The following is a 17,569-nucleotide window of genomic DNA, read 5'->3' on the forward strand; positions in this document are numbered from 1 at the left end:
CATCTTGACCTCAACTGATATCTGTTAAAGATACATATACCCTTCATCCTTCAAGTTGCTGCTTTGTTGGCTGCTTTCACTCACCCCAGTCACATCGTTATCTATGCTCCTGGGGATTCGTTCACTTGCCGCCGCGCTGCAACTCGAAATTTATTGGGTATAAAACTGTCAGTTGAGGTCTAGAAATTCACACATTAATAATAAATTTATCAATCCATACTAAACTAGCCGTTAAATTTCCTCATTTTTGGAATAATGCGTTAGCAAGTATTTGATAATCTGGATTATGATTTTCGCGATCTAAGATCCAGTCTAATATTGCTGAAGTATTTGTGTGAATATATGCATTTTGGGAATAAGCCACGCATTTTTTAAATTTGTCTATCAATTCTTCAAGTGTCATTGGGTTTCTGGCATTACCTTTTGCATAAGAAACTTCGCCTTTAAGTTGGGTAGAATCCTTAAACTGAATGATAATTTTGATTTTTCCATGTGTGCCTAATTCAGGTATTTCACATTCGGCTGCACTGCTGGGATAAATTTTTCTACTTAAGTCGATGATATCCTTGCGACGAATTGCGTTCTCAGTGAAATCGTCAATAAAAAGGTCACCTGTTCTGAGTACGGTCGCGATATTATAAGCAAGGCTGAAACGTGCTTCGACCACGGTTTGCGGAACTTGCTTTCGTTCTACTGGCGAACCAACCAGATCAAATATTTGTTGGTTGGTAAGAACATCTATACGCGCTATTTCATTAATATCAATCTGTTGACCATTTAGCATGTCTTTTATTAAAGCCACGGCTGAAGTATTTGGGCGGCAGGTAGGATAAGGTTTAAATGCGATTAATGGATCAAGGACAAAGGTTGTGCCTAATTCGTCAATAATTGAGTCAAGATTTGAGCCAGGTTCAAAGGCGCTATAATAACCCCAGCGTCCACTGAGAAATTGTTTTGCCCCGGTAAAGCCTTGGTCAGCTAATATTACCGCCTTCACTGCATGAGATGCGACTAAGCCTTGTTGGTAAAAAACGGTTGAAGCACCATCTATCATACATTGTGTTTCACCAAGTGCGGATGTATATGCGATCCCAAGTGCGTTATGCAGCCGCTCACCTGTCAGACCATATAACATTCCTGCGGCTGCTGTTGCTGCAATGACTTTACAGAGGTCATACCGGCCACTTTCAAGTAATGTCTCCTTACGGGCCCTTGAAAGTCTCAGAGAAAGCTCGATACCTGCAATATAGGCAGTCATGAATTGTTCACGCGATATTGGTCGATCAATTGAATCGGCAATCGCAAGCAACGCGGGTAATATCGCCACACTGGGATGTGTTCCGAGCGAATCGCCAACATCATCGAAATCCAGCACTCTGGCCGCCGCACCGTTTAACATCGCTGTGGACGGGGTAGGTAATGCTAACATTCGCCCAAGTACTCGACTTTCCGGTTTTCCTCCCCATCCTGCGGTTATTTTAGTCAATAGTTCAACGCCGGGGTCACGGGTGCCAGCTAATAAAACGCCAATAATATCAAGTAAGCAATGACTGCCAATTTCTCGGGTATTAAGATCGATAGATGAATATTTGAGGCTATCACAATAATTAACGATTTTAGATTCTAAGTTCATGATAATTCCTTTTTATGATTGAAAGTAATTAGTACCTGATCAGTACTGACATTTTCTCCCACTGCCACATTTATTTTTTGGATTAAATACTTTCCCGGAGAGTAAAGTGTTATAACCATTTTCATTGCTTCTATACGTAGTAACGGTTGTTTATCTTCTACCACACTGTTTTCAGATACCAGAATTTCTAATACATTTGCTGGCATAGGGGATGACAATATATTGCTATCTTGATAAGACTTAATGGATTTGTTTTTCCATGAGTTTCCCGTATTTAAAACTATTGCACGATGGCTTCCCGCATAATCGATAAGAAAGTCACTTGATGAATTGCGTTTTAATAAAATAGTTTCTCGAATACCGTCAATCTTTATTCTTAATCGTATAGTATCGCTTGATATATGTTGCACATCTTCTAACTTGAGTTCACATGAAATGCCTTGCATATCATTCCATTGCGCTTTGTAACGATTCGAACCAAGACAATCAATTGTTGTACTGACTTGGTTTAATTCACCTTCTACGACACCGTGCAGCAATGTTGATATTGTTGATGATACAGAACTTGGATCTGTATTACGCATATGCAATCCTTAGTATGAGGAGATTTATGGCGTACTTGTTGACTCATTTCCAACTGCTATTATTTCTAACGACTATTTCGTTGAATCCATGGTGATATTGGTCTATGTGTATCCGAATTTGTTTGCACACCAGGAATAAGATTTAAATGTAGAGCTAGGGCTGTAATTGCATGTATTGCCAGCGCTTTCCGCTGGGGTAGGGAATGGGTATTTTCAATTGTTTTACCGATAGAAAGATCGTAATTGCCTTGATTGAATGATTGGTTGCCTATTAACCAACGATGTACTGCAAGATTGGTACTAAAACCCGCAATAACGAGTTCATCTAGCGCCAACTGCGACCGTTTTAAGGTCTGTTCACGATTGGCGCCGGAAACTATCAGCTTGAGACATAAACTATCAAACAGAGGTGACATCTTAGCGCCCAAATGTATCCCTGAATCGACACGTATACCTGGTCCTTCAGGGATACGATAATCCAAAACTTCTCCACCGTTTGGTAGAAAATCCCCATGGGCATCTTCCGCACAAATACGAAATTCAATTGAATGGCCTGAGAAATGAATGTCCTGTTGAGTCAGCGTCAACGGTTGATTTGACGCTGAATAAATCATTTGTTCAACGATATCTATACCAGTTATCGATTCTGTAACAGGGTGTTCAACCTGAATGCGGGCGTTCATCTCAATGAAATAAAAATGTCCTTCTTTATCAAGCAAAAATTCGACAGTGCCAGCGCTGTCGTATCCTACCTGATGAGCAACCGCCAATGCGGCGTTATGAAGTTCCTCATATTGAATTTCTGTTAAACCTGGGGCGGGTGCTTCTTCGACAATTTTTTGCCGTCGACGTTGCACGCTACACTCACGAGTTCCAAGATGTAAAATTTTTCCATATCGATCAGCCAATATCTGAACTTCTATATGGCGGATATCTTCTCCCAGGAATTTCTCAAGATAGACCTGATTGTTGCCGAATGCCCGTAGAGACTCTTGCCTGACCTCTTCATAAGATGTGATAAAGTCTTCTGGTTGATCTACCACTCGAATCCCTCGTCCACCTCCGCCATGAGCGGCTTTAATCAACAGTGGATAACCTAGTCTATTTGTCAAAATCATTGCTGCATTGGCATCAGTATCAATTTGCATACCGGGAATAATTGGAATCTGAGCCTGTTCTGCTGCTAAACGAGCAGCAATTTTGTCACCCGTTTGGCGGATGGCTGCACTATTAGGGCCGATAAAAATTAAGTTCGCCTTAGCACAGGCGTCAGCGAAGTCAGCGTTTTCTGCGAGAGGGCCATATCCTGGCGCTACGGCATCTACCTTGCTGGATAACGCGACATTAATCACCGTCGTGATAAGCGTTTCAGGTATCCATGCGTCGACTCTTACCGCCTGATCAGCGGCATGAACAAATTCTGCATTATCGTCGTCCGCACTGTAAATCACAGTGGTACTAATATCCATTAGCCGACATGTACGTATGAAACGAAGGGCGATTTCTCCTCTGCAACAGATAAGTACATGGCGGATCATAACGATGTGTCCTCTGATGATGATTCAGTTGGCTTCGTCGGGTTTAAGCCACGACCCAATACGGTATGGGCACGAGTGAATTCTCCTGCACTTACCGCGCCAGCAACGGAGATTTCACCCGCCAATGCGACTGCTGCGGTTATTTCGGCCAATTTACGGGCATCATCAGTGCACCCAATCATACTGAGACACTCTTGCTGGATGGGAAGCTTAGTTCCACCGCCGACCACACCAACGATAAGGTTAGGGATGGTCAAACTGGCGTTGAGATCTCCGTTATCCAGCACTGCAAAATGCGTGCAGGCATTTTTAAAAGAGACGGTGACAAAAGCCGGGTCTTGTCCACAGGCGATAAACATCGCAGTTAAGGCATTAGCAACATGGATGTTTGGTGCTGTGGCTCCGCGCTGAGCAAGTAATGTATTACATGCTAATAGAAATTGTTGCATGCGTAACGGCGTGGTACGTAATCGTTCTTTTACCAAACTATGAGGTATTCGGACACTCGCGGTAACGTATCGGCCTTTAGCCTGATCACTGACAAAACGTTTATCTCCCCCTAATGTATTGAAATAGTGTGAAATAAGTTCGGGACACTTTTCCTGAATATAACGACAAACGGCCTCATTCGCCTTAGTCGCCATATTTAATCCCATCGCATCACCCGTCTGGTAGGTAAATGCTAATCCGATTAAATCGCCCTGGAATAGTGGGGAAACTTCTAACAGCCGGGCGTAACGACTGGTGTTATTGGCAACTAGTAAAATTTGCGGCATATGTTCTTGCAGCCAGTTGACAAATTTTAGCGCATCCTCCGCTCGGTGTAAGACAACGGCAGATACTTTTGTCAAAGCGTCACCCAAAAAACGATATGCTGGGTTTGGCGTGTTTTGAACTGAATTCTCCTGACTCAGGATTTGGCAACCTCCGCTATCACTGATTAAATTCATTCCTCTTGAAAAAGAAGCAATCAAAGCGCCTTCTGTGGTAGCTAAAGGAATAGTAAATGTTCCTTTGGCTGATATGCCATTGATCAGCAGCGGGCCAGCGATGCCTAGAGGAATCCCAACGTAACCAATCATGTTTTCGCAGGTTCCTTTGGCTAACTCAGGTTCAATGGTTTTACCGGCAATGTAGGGATAAGATTGCCCGGTTGTTTCGCAAAGCCAGGACAACCGTTGGCTTACCGATGCCTGACTATAGTCATCGTGTCGATCACGCGGAATTGCCATAATATTTATTCCTTCAGAGTTGTATGTTCGAATGCCGTCTGGCCGGAGGGCCACTTATTTTGTCTCTTAATATTCTGAAACTTGAAATAAGTCGGTTACGCAGATGAGAAGCAGGGATCAATCCTTCAATGTAGGTTTTTTTGGCAGAATAGGCAGCGCTAGCGTGGGCTTGACGATATTCTGCAATCAGAAGTTCTCGTTGTTTTTCTGGCTCTGGGGCGGCTGCCACAACTTTACGAAATATGATATTGACCGCACCTTCTGGCCCCATTACGGAAATTTCAGCATCAGGCAGGGCATAAATGAAATCAGTGGCTCCCCGATTGGCCAGTGTTGGATAGGCTCCTCCATATGCTTTGCGCAATATAACAGCAACCTTAGGGATCGACGCTTCACAATAGGCGTGCATCAGCTTAGAGCCGGAGCCTATTATGTTACCTTGTTCCTGCTGTTTTCCCGGTAAATAGCCCGGTACATCAACTAATGTCAGTAAGGGGATGCCAAACGCATCACATAAGCGGACAAAACGAGCGGCCTTTTCTGAAGCATCAATATCTAAACAACCCGCTAACCAATTAGGTTGATTGGCAACAATTCCGATGACATGTCCACCCAAACGAGCCAGACCGGTAATGATATTGCGAGCATACAACTGCTGTATTTCAAGGAAAGTTTCTTTATCGACTATTTCTGCAATGACTTCCTTGACGTCGAAAGGAAGAGATTTGTCATGAGGTACGATTTCTCCGATTCTAGGTGTTTCTCGCGGCATCACTGTAGAATCTGAGATAACGATAGGCGTTTCGGTATTATTCTGCGGCAGGTAGGATAATAGATGCCGAGTTAACGATATTGCCTCCTGCTCTGAATCGACCAGAAAGTGAGCCAGCCCGGTCTGACTTGCATGCATTAATCCGCCACCGATATCCTCTTTGCTGACATTTTCTCCGGTCGCTTGTTTAATGACCGCAGGGCCGGTTAAAAATAAAGTAGATTGTTTATCAATCATGATTATGAAATCAGTGAGTGCCGGTGTGTAAGCAGCCCCGCCTATACAGTCGCCGAGTATTAATGATATTTGGGGGACAACACCGGAAGCTTGCACTGTTTTATAAAATACGTAACTAAATTGAGAGTTGGCATCAACTCCTTCATGTATGCGTAATCCAGATGATTGATTCAGCGCTATGATCGGCATGCCAGTACGTAAAGCTAAGTCTATGACTTTACATATTTTTACGGCATGAATTCGGCTGGAACTTCCTCCCATAAATTGATTGTCATGACCATAGACAGCCACTGGACGGCTATTAATGAATCCATATCCTGTAGATATTCCGTCTCCTGGTATTTTCTTTTGATCGGCGTTAAAGCGAATACAGTCATGTTCTGCAAGCGCATCCAACTCTGAAAAGCTACCTGGATCAAGGAGATTTTCGATCAGATTATAATTTTGGTTTGCGGGAGAGACTTCTTTTTGTTGATTGATGATACCGGTAGTGTCAGATAATTCAGGCATGTGGTGACTCCGCTTGCATAACGAAACAAGACAACAAAATTGACCCTATCTGATTATGATAATAGATCTCATACGAACTAATCGCAAGCTGTGTTATTGAGGATTTCGTTGCTATAAATTTGTGCGCTGAATTCAGGCTATTTTTGGTCTGAATATCAAAGAATGCGCCTCAGGGCAGGAGAATGAAATACGGGTTGTCAGGCTTTATATGATGGACGCTCCGTGGGTTAAATGAATTTTTTCTATCCATTTTTTACGCATATGGCACTTAATCGAGGCGTCCATCTCGTCAGATCCAAACTCGTTTATTCACTGGCTGCATTGATAATCTTGTCAAAAACTCGGTCAACAATGGCCAGATTTTCGTTAGGTTCACCATCAAGTAATCTAGCTCTGATATTTCTTACGACAATTTCTGCTTGCTCGGCTAAATTACGTCCTTCATCAGTGAGGTAAAGTGCCTTAGCGCGTCGATCAGTAGGATCGTCTCGCCTGATCAGCAACCCGGCACCTTCTAGCTGATCGAGTAGCCTGACTAATGATTGTCCTTCAAGCCCCATGTGGTCGGCTAAGGTGCGTTGGCGTAAACCCTCACCAAGTTTATTAATCAGCCAGAGAGGGGTTGTTGTCGCTTCGGATAAATTCAGTTTGCTCAGTTCCTCATCAGATACCTTACGCCACATCCTTGCAGCGCGTTGCAAACGTAGACAGAATGTATCGTCAGCCAAGGTTAGTAAACTTGTGTACATCTTATTGCCTTTTTGTTTGAGTGCTTATGTCCTGATGAGATCAGCTAGCATGAGATAAAATCTGCTGGCTATATATCGGAGTAAGCAGGAGCTTGTGAATCTACGGCAAGTTATGCTCAGAAAATAGATACTAACGAGCAATACGCATGCTTCTAACTTCAAAGTTATACCAAATATACCAAAGTGAGGGAAGAATAGCACCACTTGTCCGGTTTCCTGGGTTGAACAATGCCGCCTATGCAACTTGTCACTTTTTCGTAGCTAATCATCTTTGATTTATATGATATCTGACAAAATGGCGTGACGGTTATAGCTATTAATAAAAGCAAAAATAAACATCACATTAGTTACTTAATAATTCTCTTTTTTATGTAATTTACTCGTCCATATTAATAACAGAATATAGGTTTATATATCAGATAAAAAATCAACATAAAACTATGTCGTTATTTTTTAAATGATGTAATAATCGGTAAATATTATTAAATTTATAATTTACTCTGTTGAAATAGAAAGTCGATAAAATGATAACTAAGAAAAGGATTAATCATGAATAAAACCAAAATTGAATTATTGACAGTGCCTGATATTATGAACACCAGTATATCTTTTATTACAAAATCGGGTGAAAAGAAAATAAAGATCACAAATAATATATTATCAAAACCGGAGATTGCCAAACATGAAAAATATATGCGAGAAGCAATAGAAGAAGCTAAAAAGAGCGCTAAATATCCTTTTGGTGCGGTGATCGTTAACAGGAGCAGCGGGGAAATATTAAGTCGTGGTGTGAATTCATGGGTAAAAAATCCCATTTTGCATGGAGAAATTCAGGCAATAAATCACTATGTTACTTTATACGGTAATCAAGGATGGAATAATGTTGCACTGTATACCACAGCCGAGCCTTGTTCAATGTGCATGAGTGCCTTGGCCTGGACGGGGATTCGGGAAGTGATATGGGGGACATCTATCAGCGGTCTTCGTAATGTGGGTATACGCCAGATTGATATTTCTGCGCAGGAGATTGCGGAAAGAGCGTCATCATTTTACAGCCCGATCTCTTTGGTAGGAGGGATCTTGGCAAATGAGACAGATAAATTGTTTTCTGAACGCAGAAAGAAAAACTGAATCATAGTATCTCGTATCGTAGCGAAATAAAAAAATGTTATTTCGCTATCTCTATTGTCGAATAAACCTGACATCATAAATACCTATCGATTGTAGAAACACAGATTGTCTCCTTTCTTTTGGCTTTTTAAGATCAGAGAATTGTATGTCACGTGATTTGTCAATGGGTACACTTTATACATTTACTATACAAACAGTGTATTTCAAAACTGTTTTGGTATTTTTGGCTCTGTATTTATATGTGGACTCAGAGTAGCATGAAACCGTGAAAATATGGCTGACTATTATGTCAGCCTTTTGAGATCAGCGCTTAAATTAATTCAGAAAACAGGAAATTCTATGTCTAGTGTACCCTTTAAACAAGTTGACGTTTTTACTTCAAAACGATTCAAAGGAAATCCAGTCGCGGTTGTTATGGATGCTTCTGAGCTTTCGACAGAGCAAATGCAAAATATCGCCAGTTGGACCAATCTTTCTGAGACCACTTTTGTTCTTCCAACAGTAGATGCGGCGGCTGATTATCGGGTTCGCATATTTACACCGGGAAGTGAGTTACCTTTTGCGGGTCATCCCACTATTGGTACCGCACATGCATTGCTTGAAGCTGGAATTATCTCAGTGACAAATGGACGTTTGCTTCAAGAGTGTGGCGCAGGCTTAATCACCCTAAACGTCAGCAAAATGGAAAATGGTGAACGGTCAATATCATTTGAGTTACCAGAACCGAAAATCACTTTACTTAGCCGAGAACAAGTCAGTCGCCTTGAAAATATTCTTGGTTGTTCGATCAATTATGAATTAACACCGGCATTAGTCGATGTTGGTGCCAGATGGATAGTTGTTTGTACTGCTGATGCAAAAACAGTACTCGCTACACAGCCCGATTTCAGCCGCTTAAAAGATCACGATATTGAAATGAATTGTACCGGAATTTGTATCTATGGTTCGTACCCAGAAGGCATGGATGCGCACATTGAAGTTCGCTCTTTTGCGCCTGCTTGTGGTGTGAATGAAGATCCGGTTTGTGGCAGTGGAAATGGCAGCGTTGCCGCGTTTATGCGCCACCATAATGTTATGGCACCAGAAGGTGTGGTTGTGACCTCTTCACAAGGCGTAAAACTGGGTCGTGAGGGGTTGTTATCGCTCGTTCAGCATGGAGGCAAGATTTTCGTGGGCGGAAGTGCCGTTACCTGTATTGAGGGCACAATTGCATTCTGAAGCAAATATGAGCGAATAAAGACATGCTCAAATTTTTCTTGCTAAAACTGATATCAAAGGTTGCCGATAACGTAATTGTGCTTTAAGCATGTTTAATGTAATACAGAATTATGAATATTTTCAAAAAGCTAGATTATTCTAGCTTTTCATGTTTGTCATAATTCAAAGTTTGATTTATCTAAGTTATTGTCTAAGGATGAAATAATGGAAGTTAACAAATCGGCTCGTGAAGGCAGCGACCAGGATATCCTATCAAGCGAATGCAATGTGGATGATTTAAGATTTTGGGCTGCGTTACTTTCCGGTCGAGATAATTTTTCCATCCCTGTTGACAGGTTGGTTCGTGATTTTGGTGAAAATCGGGTTTTAACATCATCTTTTGATATTGATGAAAAACTTTCTTTGCGATTACGTAACCTGGCTACATGTGAAGGCAAGTCACTCAATACCGTACTCTTGAGCGCATTTTATGTCGCACTTTCAGCATCATCAGGGCAGCATGATATTGTTATAGGCAACGATTTGAATGATGGGGATAACGGTCACAATAGCGCGTTGGACCCTGTTCCGTTAAGAGTGAATGTTCAACCCGATATTGCCGTTCTTTCACTTATTCATCATATCGATAAACTAATAACGAACGTACAAAGATATCGCTCATGTTCATTTGACCAATTGAATGCATTTCTGGCATCAGCAGAAGGGCCATCGCGCAATTCAATATTTCAAGTGAAATTTGCCGTAAAAGGCTTTGATTTATTAAAAAGTGAACAAGAAAAGCTTGATTTATCCCTCACCATTGATGACAGCCATAAACAACTAAACGGTCAATTTTATTGGGCAGCAGCGGTATTTGATGCTGAGACTATGGATCAGCTGGTGGCGGTGTATAAGCAAGTATTGGAATCCTTTGTCGACAATAAGCATCAACCTGTTGGAAAACTCCCGCTGTTACCGGAAAAGGACATGCAACGTCTGAACCACTGGAACGATACTGCTACCTCTTTCCCTGATGAAAAAACGTTATCCCAGCTGTTTGAGGAGCAAGTGGCAAAAACCCCGACGAATACCGCAGTGATTTTTGCAGACGAGAAACTCAGCTACGCGGAACTGAACGCCAAAGCGAATGCACTTGCCCGGACAATACGCGCCCGTTATCGCGCGCTCACAAATAAGGAATTGACACCAGATACATTAATCCCCCTGTATCTGGAACGCAGTGCAGAAATGATTATTTCTATTCTGGCGGTATTAAAGGCAGGGGGCGCTTATGTGCCGGTATCGCCGGAATATCCGTCAGAACGAGTCAGGTTTATGCTCAGTGATACAAAGGCTCGTGTAGTTCTAACGCAATCTTGGTTGCTTGATAAGCTGGAAGAGATAGGGGCAAGAGAGGGAGGAAACGAAATCGCTTATCTGTCAGTCGATGATCCAACATTGACGCAGGATATAGAACAGACCAATTTACCTCTGATAAGTGGCCCGAAAGATCTTGCCTATGTGATATATACCTCTGGGACCACCGGACAGCCTAAAGGGGCAATGTTAGAACATATAGGGGTCGTAAACCGTATTTTTTGGATGCAACAAGCTTACCCGCTCGGTGAATCGGATCGGGTTCTGCAAAAAACACCTTATGTTTTTGACGTATCGGTATGGGAACTGTTATGGGCTAACTGGACTGGCGCATGCATTGTTGTTGCTTCACCTGAAATTCATAAAGATCCCCAAGCCTTGCATACACTTATTGCCAGGGAGAATATTACCCACCTCCATTTTGTTCCCTCCATGCTTGGCGCTTTCAATCAGCATTTGAGCGAAACAAATCAACGTATTCCTTCATGTGTGAAATGTGTCTTTGCCAGTGGAGAGGCGTTGACGGAAGCCACAGTGACTCAGTTTAAAGACGTTTCCGCACAACAGACTGAATTACATAATCTGTATGGACCGACAGAAGCATCTGTTGATGTCACGGCTTATGACTGTAGTTCTGCCTCGCTGAAAGTGATACCGATTGGTAAGCCAATCAACAACATAAAATTATATGTCCTTAACGAGAGCATGAATCTGGTGCCATTGGGTGCTCCGGGAGAACTTTATCTTGGTGGTATTGGATTGGCTCGTGGATACCTGAATCGCGAGGAGTTGAGCGCTCAACGATTTGTAGCAAACCCCTTTGCTGATGAACATGACAAGGGAAAAGGGTATACACGGCTCTATAAAACAGGCGATCTGGTTCGCTGGAGAAGTGACGGTGAATTGGAATATCTGGGACGGAATGATTTTCAGGTAAAAATTCGTGGTTTCCGAATAGAACCGGGAGAAATAGAAAATGCGCTGATGAGCATAGATGACGTACAACAAGTGGCCGTTATCGCTCATGGAAAGGAAGCAAAGAGCTATTTAGTTGCGTATGTTGTAGCGACACAGGGAAAAGAGTTATCAGAGACGAATCTGCGTAATGCGTTATTGAAGGTTTTACCGGAGTATATGGTTCCGAGTGTATTTATTATGATGCAACAGTTACCGTTGACGATAAACGGTAAACTGGATCGTAAAGGGCTGCCAGCACCAGAAGAGGTAAGAAATAGTGTCTACGAGGCACCAAGCACAGAATTGGAACGGGAGCTGTGTCAGCTTTGGGAGGAGGTACTGGGAGTCAGGCAAATAGGCATTACAGATAACTTTTTCCGTTTAGGGGGGAATTCTATTACCACGGTTAAATTATCTGCTTTTATTCAGAATCGGTATAAGAAAAAAATACCGTTGTCACAACTCTTTAATATTCAGGATATTAAAACCTTATCGTCAATTTTGCATGAGGTGCCGATTGAAACTCTGAATATTCCACCTTCACCTCAGCCCCAAATTCTATCGTTTGCCCAAGCAAGGATGCTATTCATTGGACGAGCGTTAGGGGGAACATGCGCCTACCATATTCCTTTATTAGTAAAATTAAAGGGCGATGTGAAACTGAGTGTTTTAACAAACTCGTTGTCTTATCTGCAAGAGAGGCACCAGATACTCAAAACAGTTTATCGAACAGATGATCAAGGCCATGATTATCAAACCATTATAGATATACCGTTATCCATGAGTTCTGTGGTTATTCATGATGATAATGAATGGTTGAAGAGCGTGAAAAAAGATGCCTCGCAACTGTTTGACCTGTCTAATGAACATCCAGTCAGATACCATCATTATATTGTTGCTGATGAGCAATATCTGCTGATGGTGTGGCACCATATTGCTTTTGATGGCTGGTCGACAGATATTTTTCTATCAGAACTTGCTCAGGTATATACATCTTATTCAAACTCATCAGCCCCTGAATTGCCGCAACTCCCTATTCAGTATGTCGATTTTGCCTACTGGCAACGTGAATCTTTGGTCGATGAGGAGCTACAACTTCATCTCGCTTATTGGAAAGAGCTGCTGTCAGGTTATGAAAATCTTGCTTTCCCGACGGATAAACCACGTCCAGCTCAGTTCGATGATACCGGGAAAGAACACCATTTTTCGCTGAATGGGATGGTGTCAAACTCACTGCGAGAACTGGCAAAAAATGAAGCAACTACCTTGAATACTGTTATGTTGGGAGCGCTTTATGTCTCACTGGCGGTCATGTCAGGGCACCATGATATCGTTATCGGTATTCCATCAGATGGCAGGCATTATACTCAGACCCAGCCATTGATTGGCTTTTTCGTCAATTCCTTACCGATAAGGATCAATGAAGATTTCTCGGTTTCAGTCCGTGAGCTGATTGCTTCCCTTCATACGCGTATTATTGCAGCCAAATCTCATCAGGATTTGCCATTTGACCGATTGGTCAGCGAATTAAACATTGAAAATGACTTATCAAGACATCCAGTATTTCAGGTGATGTTTGCTGTACAAAGTTTTGGTCAGAATCGTGCTGAAAATATGCCTTTCAGCCCTGTAACATTGCCGCAGAATCAATCCCTAGCGCTGGCAGCAAAATTTGATATCAGTTTGATTATTGACGACAGTCACGAGCAACTGAGTGGTCAATTTTGTTGGGCAGAGGCGGTATTTGATGATGTCACCATGACTCAGCTGATAGCCGTGTATCAGCAAATGCTGGTGGCCTTTGTCGGTAACAAATATCAACCTGTTGGAGAGCTGCCGTGGTTACCGGAGGAGGATAAGCAACGTCTGAACCGCTGGAATGACACAACAGCTTCTTTCCCAGATGAAAAAACATTATCCCAGCTATTTGAGGAGCAAGTAGCAAAAACCCCGACGAATACCGCGGTGATTTTTGCAGACAAGAAACTAAGTTACGCTGAACTGAACGCCAAAGCGAACGCACTTGCCCGCACAATACGTACACGCTATCGCGCGCTCACGCATAGGGAATTAGAACCAGATACATTAATCCCTCTGTATCTGGAACGTAGCGCAGAGATGATTGTTTCTATCTTGGCCGTATTAAAAGCTGGTGGCGCTTATGTGCCGGTATCGCCGGAATATCCATCAGAACGGGTAAGCTTTATGCTGCGTGATACAAAAGCCCACATCGTTCTGACCCAATTTGATCTACTGGAAAAGATAAGGGCAGGAGAGAGTAGGAATGAAATCACTTACCTGTCAGTCGATGATCCAACATCGACGCAGGATATAGAACAGACCAATTTGCCTCCGATAAGTAGCCCGAAAAATCTCGCCTATGTGATCTATACCTCAGGAACCACCGGGCAACCTAAAGGCGTCATGGTAGAACAAAATGGGGTAGTTAATTTACTGCATTCCCAACGTCAGACAATGTGTTTTGGTGATGATGAAAAAGTCCTTGGATTAGCGCCTTATGTCTTTGATGCATCCATTGAACAGATATTCTTACCGGTATTATCAGGTGGATGTTTTATCATGGCCTCTGATGCAGACCTGAAAGATGTTGAAAAAATAAGGCATTTTGCTTTCAAATATCAGGTAACTCATATTCACGCAACGCCTGATTATCTGTTATCCCTTGGTAGCTTGCATGAACTGATAACTCTCCGTCGTATAATCAGTGGTGGTGATCGGTGCCATGCCCAACTGAAATCACTCTTTGGTGAAAAATTGAATAATGAATATGGCCCGACGGAAACAACCGTGACGTCCCTTAATTTTATAAATTATCCTCAATGCCGCTATGACGGTGGCATAGGTAAACCCATTGCCAATACGAAATTATATGTTCTTTCTCCACAGATGAAGTGCCTACCAATAGGTGCCTTAGGGGAGCTTTACATCTCAGGCGCAGGTGTTGCCCGTGGATATCTGAATTGTGATCAACTGAGCGCCCAACGATTTGTAACGAATCCTTTTGCTGATGAATATGACAAAGAGAAAGGGTATACACGACTCTATAAAACAGGCGATTTGGTTCGCTGGCGAGGTGACGGTGAGCTGGAATATCTGGGAAGGAATGATTTTCAGGTAAAAATTCGCGGATTCCGAATAGAACCGGGAGAAATAGAGAATACGCTGATGGGCATAGACGACGTACAGCAAGCAGTGGTCATTGCCCATGGAAATGGAGCGAATAGCCATTTAATTGCGTATGTCATACCGACACAGGGAAAAGAGCTATCAGAATCGGCTCTGCGTGATGCGTTATTGAAGGTTTTGCCGGAGTACATGGTTCCGAGTGTGTTTATTACGCTGGAAAAATTGCCGTTGACGATAAATGGTAAATTGGACCGTAAAGGATTACCCGCGCCCGGAGAGGTGAGAAACAGTGACTACCAAGCACCCGGGAGAGAGATAGAGCGTGAACTGTGTCAGATCTGGCAAGAAGTGTTGGGTGTAGAGCAGGTAGGTATCAATGATAATTTCTTTCACATCGGTGGTAACTCTTTATCCGTTGTCCGATTGGTTACAAAGATGAATGCTCAAATTCCGGGGCAAGTGAAAGTCAGGATTAGGGATGTCTTCAGACATAAAACCATCGCTATGCTGTTAAATTCGCTGGAAAAGACACCGGAGGTAACAACGGTGTAAGTCATTAAATTAAAGGGAAATGAATAAAGAGCAGGTTTATTTTCCTCGAAATTATCTAATAAGCCTCTGCTCATTCTGATAGAACTGACGGAGGCTTATTCAAAGCACTTTAAATCAAGTTATCAGTAACAGTGATGAAATAAATAAACAAGAATTTAGGTTTTAAAGTTATTCGTTATTCTAATCAGTCAATAACATGTTTCTGCATAAATACCCCCTTAGCTCTGATAAATTGACAACTGAATATATCAGCGATAGCATAAGAATATAAAGGCAGTTTGTGGTGGTAGGAGCGCCCCACGTAAAAAACAGAAACCTCCAAACAGAATTAACTGCCAGCATAAAACCCAATTTTTTCTTAATTTAAGCAAAAGTGATCAGGATTAAATCAAGAAAATAAAAAACCAAATACCATCATATTTTCGCATTAATTGGCGCTCTATTTTATCGGAGTATTTAATTCAAATAATTTAAATTTAATTTTTACTTATTTAACTTACACGTTCTATTTATAAGATACTTGATTGAATCGTCACCATCAAATTTGGGAGCGTTCAATGCTGATAAAATATGCATAAAAAAATGACGACTGTTTAAATAAAGATCATCCATTTATTCCCATGTGATATATAAAATCTTTTTAAGATCGAAAAAATTATATTGGCCATGCACCATAATGAACAGCATATTTCATCCATACGTTAACTTATGGGAAATTTATTATTAATATTAATTCTTAGTGTGACAAACATCACAAAAACAGAAGGAAACAGCAGAAAAAAATTAAGCAAAAATTTATCTTGCATCACAATTTCAGTATTAAGCTAATTATTGCTAACTGTTTAGTTTCATAAAGTAATTAAATTATTACTTTATGAAACTATATTTGATGGAAACTTTCCAGTGTTAATAGTGGTGCAAGTTTGAACGAGTTAGAACATGTGACAGATGGAAGTATTGAAGCATTTAATCACTCTCCATTATTTAAAACACTTGGATTCACGATTGTTGAATGGGGCGTGGATTTTGTTGATCTGCGGATACAACATGGTAATCCATGCCATGCGGGTTCTTTCGGGAAAAACACAGCTGTAGGGATTAATGGTGCAATCGTGACAGCAGCGTTGGAATCAGCTGTTGGTATTTCTGGGTTTATTGGATTCGGTTGCACGCCATCCGGTGTCGTCGCTCTCGATATCAAAATGATGCAGATCATTCGCGGCCAGTTTAGTCATGTGAAAGCACGTATAGACAGAAAAACTCGGACAATGATTTTCGCGTCAGCACATCTCTATAGCGAGAGGGGCGGTTTATGTGCGGCTGCAAGTGGTATCGTTGCTAAAGGATGATGAAAAGGAAGAGCTGATTATGCTGAAAAATGAAAGAATTATGCTGGTTGAGCCTACAATCGGCCTTGCAGACACCATGTATTGTGCAATTAAAGAAAATAGAGAGTACCTTTCTCGTTATATGCCTTGGGTGAAAGCCATAACGAATGAAGAAAGTTTTATCGAAAATATGAAGGAAGCGGTGGAAAATTTTAATAAATGTGAAAATGAATTGCGGTTTTCCATCATTCGGTTAGATGATAATCGGTTTCTTGGTGCTCTGGGACTTATCGTCCGTGATAAAGAAATCCCATTCTTCGAAATGGGATATTGGCTATGTCGTGATGCGGTAGGTTTTGGCTATGTTAGTGACGGTGTAAAACTCTTAGAAAAATATGCATTCGAAAATCTTAAAGCCAAAAGAATCGAAATTCGTATGGCCGCCAGTAATATGGCAAGTCGGAAGGTTGCGGAAAGAAATCATTATCAACTAGAAGGCATTCTAAAATGCGAGCGAAGGCTGCCATCCGGAGAAATAGATGATACTGCGATATATAGTAAATGTATGTATCAGTGTTAATTAGCATAAAAAAATAAAATCAAGAAAATAAAACCCTCTTTATTG

Annotated in this window: 11 protein-coding genes; 5 read left to right on the plus strand and 6 right to left on the minus strand. The window is 41.7% G+C overall.

Annotated elements, in window-relative coordinates; all coding sequences use genetic code 11:
- Positions 1-241: 241 nt before the first annotated feature.
- From BDD30_RS00305 to BDD30_RS00330, 6 genes are all read right to left on the minus strand, one after another.
- The gene (locus tag BDD30_RS00305; RefSeq protein ID WP_015834365.1) at positions 242-1,633 is read right to left on the minus strand and encodes an MmgE/PrpD family protein; all 1,392 of its coding nucleotides are present in this window, start codon (positions 1,631-1,633) and stop codon (positions 242-244) included.
- A complete protein-coding gene (locus tag BDD30_RS00310) occupies positions 1,630-2,217 on the minus strand; it encodes an acyl-CoA carboxylase biotin carboxyl carrier protein subunit (RefSeq protein ID WP_015834364.1) in 588 nt (195 codons plus the stop codon). The genes BDD30_RS00305 and BDD30_RS00310 overlap by 4 nt, the downstream gene beginning before the upstream one ends.
- Before the next feature lie 65 nt (positions 2,218-2,282).
- Positions 2,283-3,755 carry an acetyl-CoA carboxylase biotin carboxylase subunit gene (locus BDD30_RS00315; RefSeq protein WP_015834363.1) on the minus strand — a complete coding sequence of 491 codons (1,473 nt, stop codon included), beginning with the start codon at positions 3,753-3,755 and terminating at the stop codon, positions 2,283-2,285.
- A complete protein-coding gene (locus tag BDD30_RS00320) occupies positions 3,752-4,987 on the minus strand; it encodes a hydroxymethylglutaryl-CoA reductase (protein WP_015834362.1) in 1,236 nt (411 codons plus the stop codon). Before BDD30_RS00320 ends, BDD30_RS00315 begins: the two co-directional genes overlap by 4 nt.
- A gap of 13 nt (positions 4,988-5,000) precedes the next feature.
- Positions 5,001-6,506, minus strand: a complete 1,506-nt coding sequence (locus BDD30_RS00325) for an acyl-CoA carboxylase subunit beta (protein ID WP_015834361.1) — start codon at positions 6,504-6,506, stop codon at positions 5,001-5,003.
- A gap of 305 nt (positions 6,507-6,811) precedes the next feature.
- Positions 6,812-7,255: a MarR family winged helix-turn-helix transcriptional regulator gene (locus tag BDD30_RS00330; protein ID WP_015834360.1), complete on the minus strand. Its 444-nt coding sequence runs from the start codon at positions 7,253-7,255 to the stop codon at positions 6,812-6,814.
- A 549-nt stretch (positions 7,256-7,804) separates the two neighbouring features.
- Between BDD30_RS00330 and BDD30_RS00335 the strand changes: the two genes are divergently transcribed.
- The 5 genes from BDD30_RS00335 (at position 7,805) to BDD30_RS00355 (ending at position 17,524) form a co-directional block, all read left to right on the plus strand.
- The gene (locus tag BDD30_RS00335; protein ID WP_015834359.1) at positions 7,805-8,386 is read left to right on the plus strand and encodes a nucleoside deaminase; all 582 of its coding nucleotides are present in this window, start codon (positions 7,805-7,807) and stop codon (positions 8,384-8,386) included.
- Positions 8,387-8,725: 339 nt separating this feature from the next.
- Positions 8,726-9,604 (plus strand): PhzF family phenazine biosynthesis protein, encoded by an 879-nt coding sequence (locus BDD30_RS00340; RefSeq protein WP_015834358.1) that lies wholly within the window; start codon positions 8,726-8,728, stop codon positions 9,602-9,604.
- A gap of 204 nt (positions 9,605-9,808) precedes the next feature.
- Positions 9,809-15,616 (plus strand): non-ribosomal peptide synthetase, encoded by a 5,808-nt coding sequence (locus tag BDD30_RS00345; RefSeq protein WP_015834357.1) that lies wholly within the window; start codon positions 9,809-9,811, stop codon positions 15,614-15,616.
- Between the two features lie 923 nt (positions 15,617-16,539).
- Positions 16,540-16,965 carry a PaaI family thioesterase gene (locus BDD30_RS00350; RefSeq protein WP_015834356.1) on the plus strand — a complete coding sequence of 142 codons (426 nt, stop codon included), beginning with the start codon at positions 16,540-16,542 and terminating at the stop codon, positions 16,963-16,965.
- A complete protein-coding gene (locus BDD30_RS00355; protein ID WP_197535155.1) occupies positions 16,931-17,524 on the plus strand; it encodes a GNAT family N-acetyltransferase in 594 nt (197 codons plus the stop codon). The genes BDD30_RS00350 and BDD30_RS00355 overlap by 35 nt, the downstream gene beginning before the upstream one ends.
- Positions 17,525-17,569 lie beyond the last annotated feature (45 nt).

Origin of the sequence: Photorhabdus asymbiotica (assembly GCF_003634575.1) — a bacterium.
GTDB lineage: Bacteria > Pseudomonadota > Gammaproteobacteria > Enterobacterales > Enterobacteriaceae > Photorhabdus > Photorhabdus asymbiotica.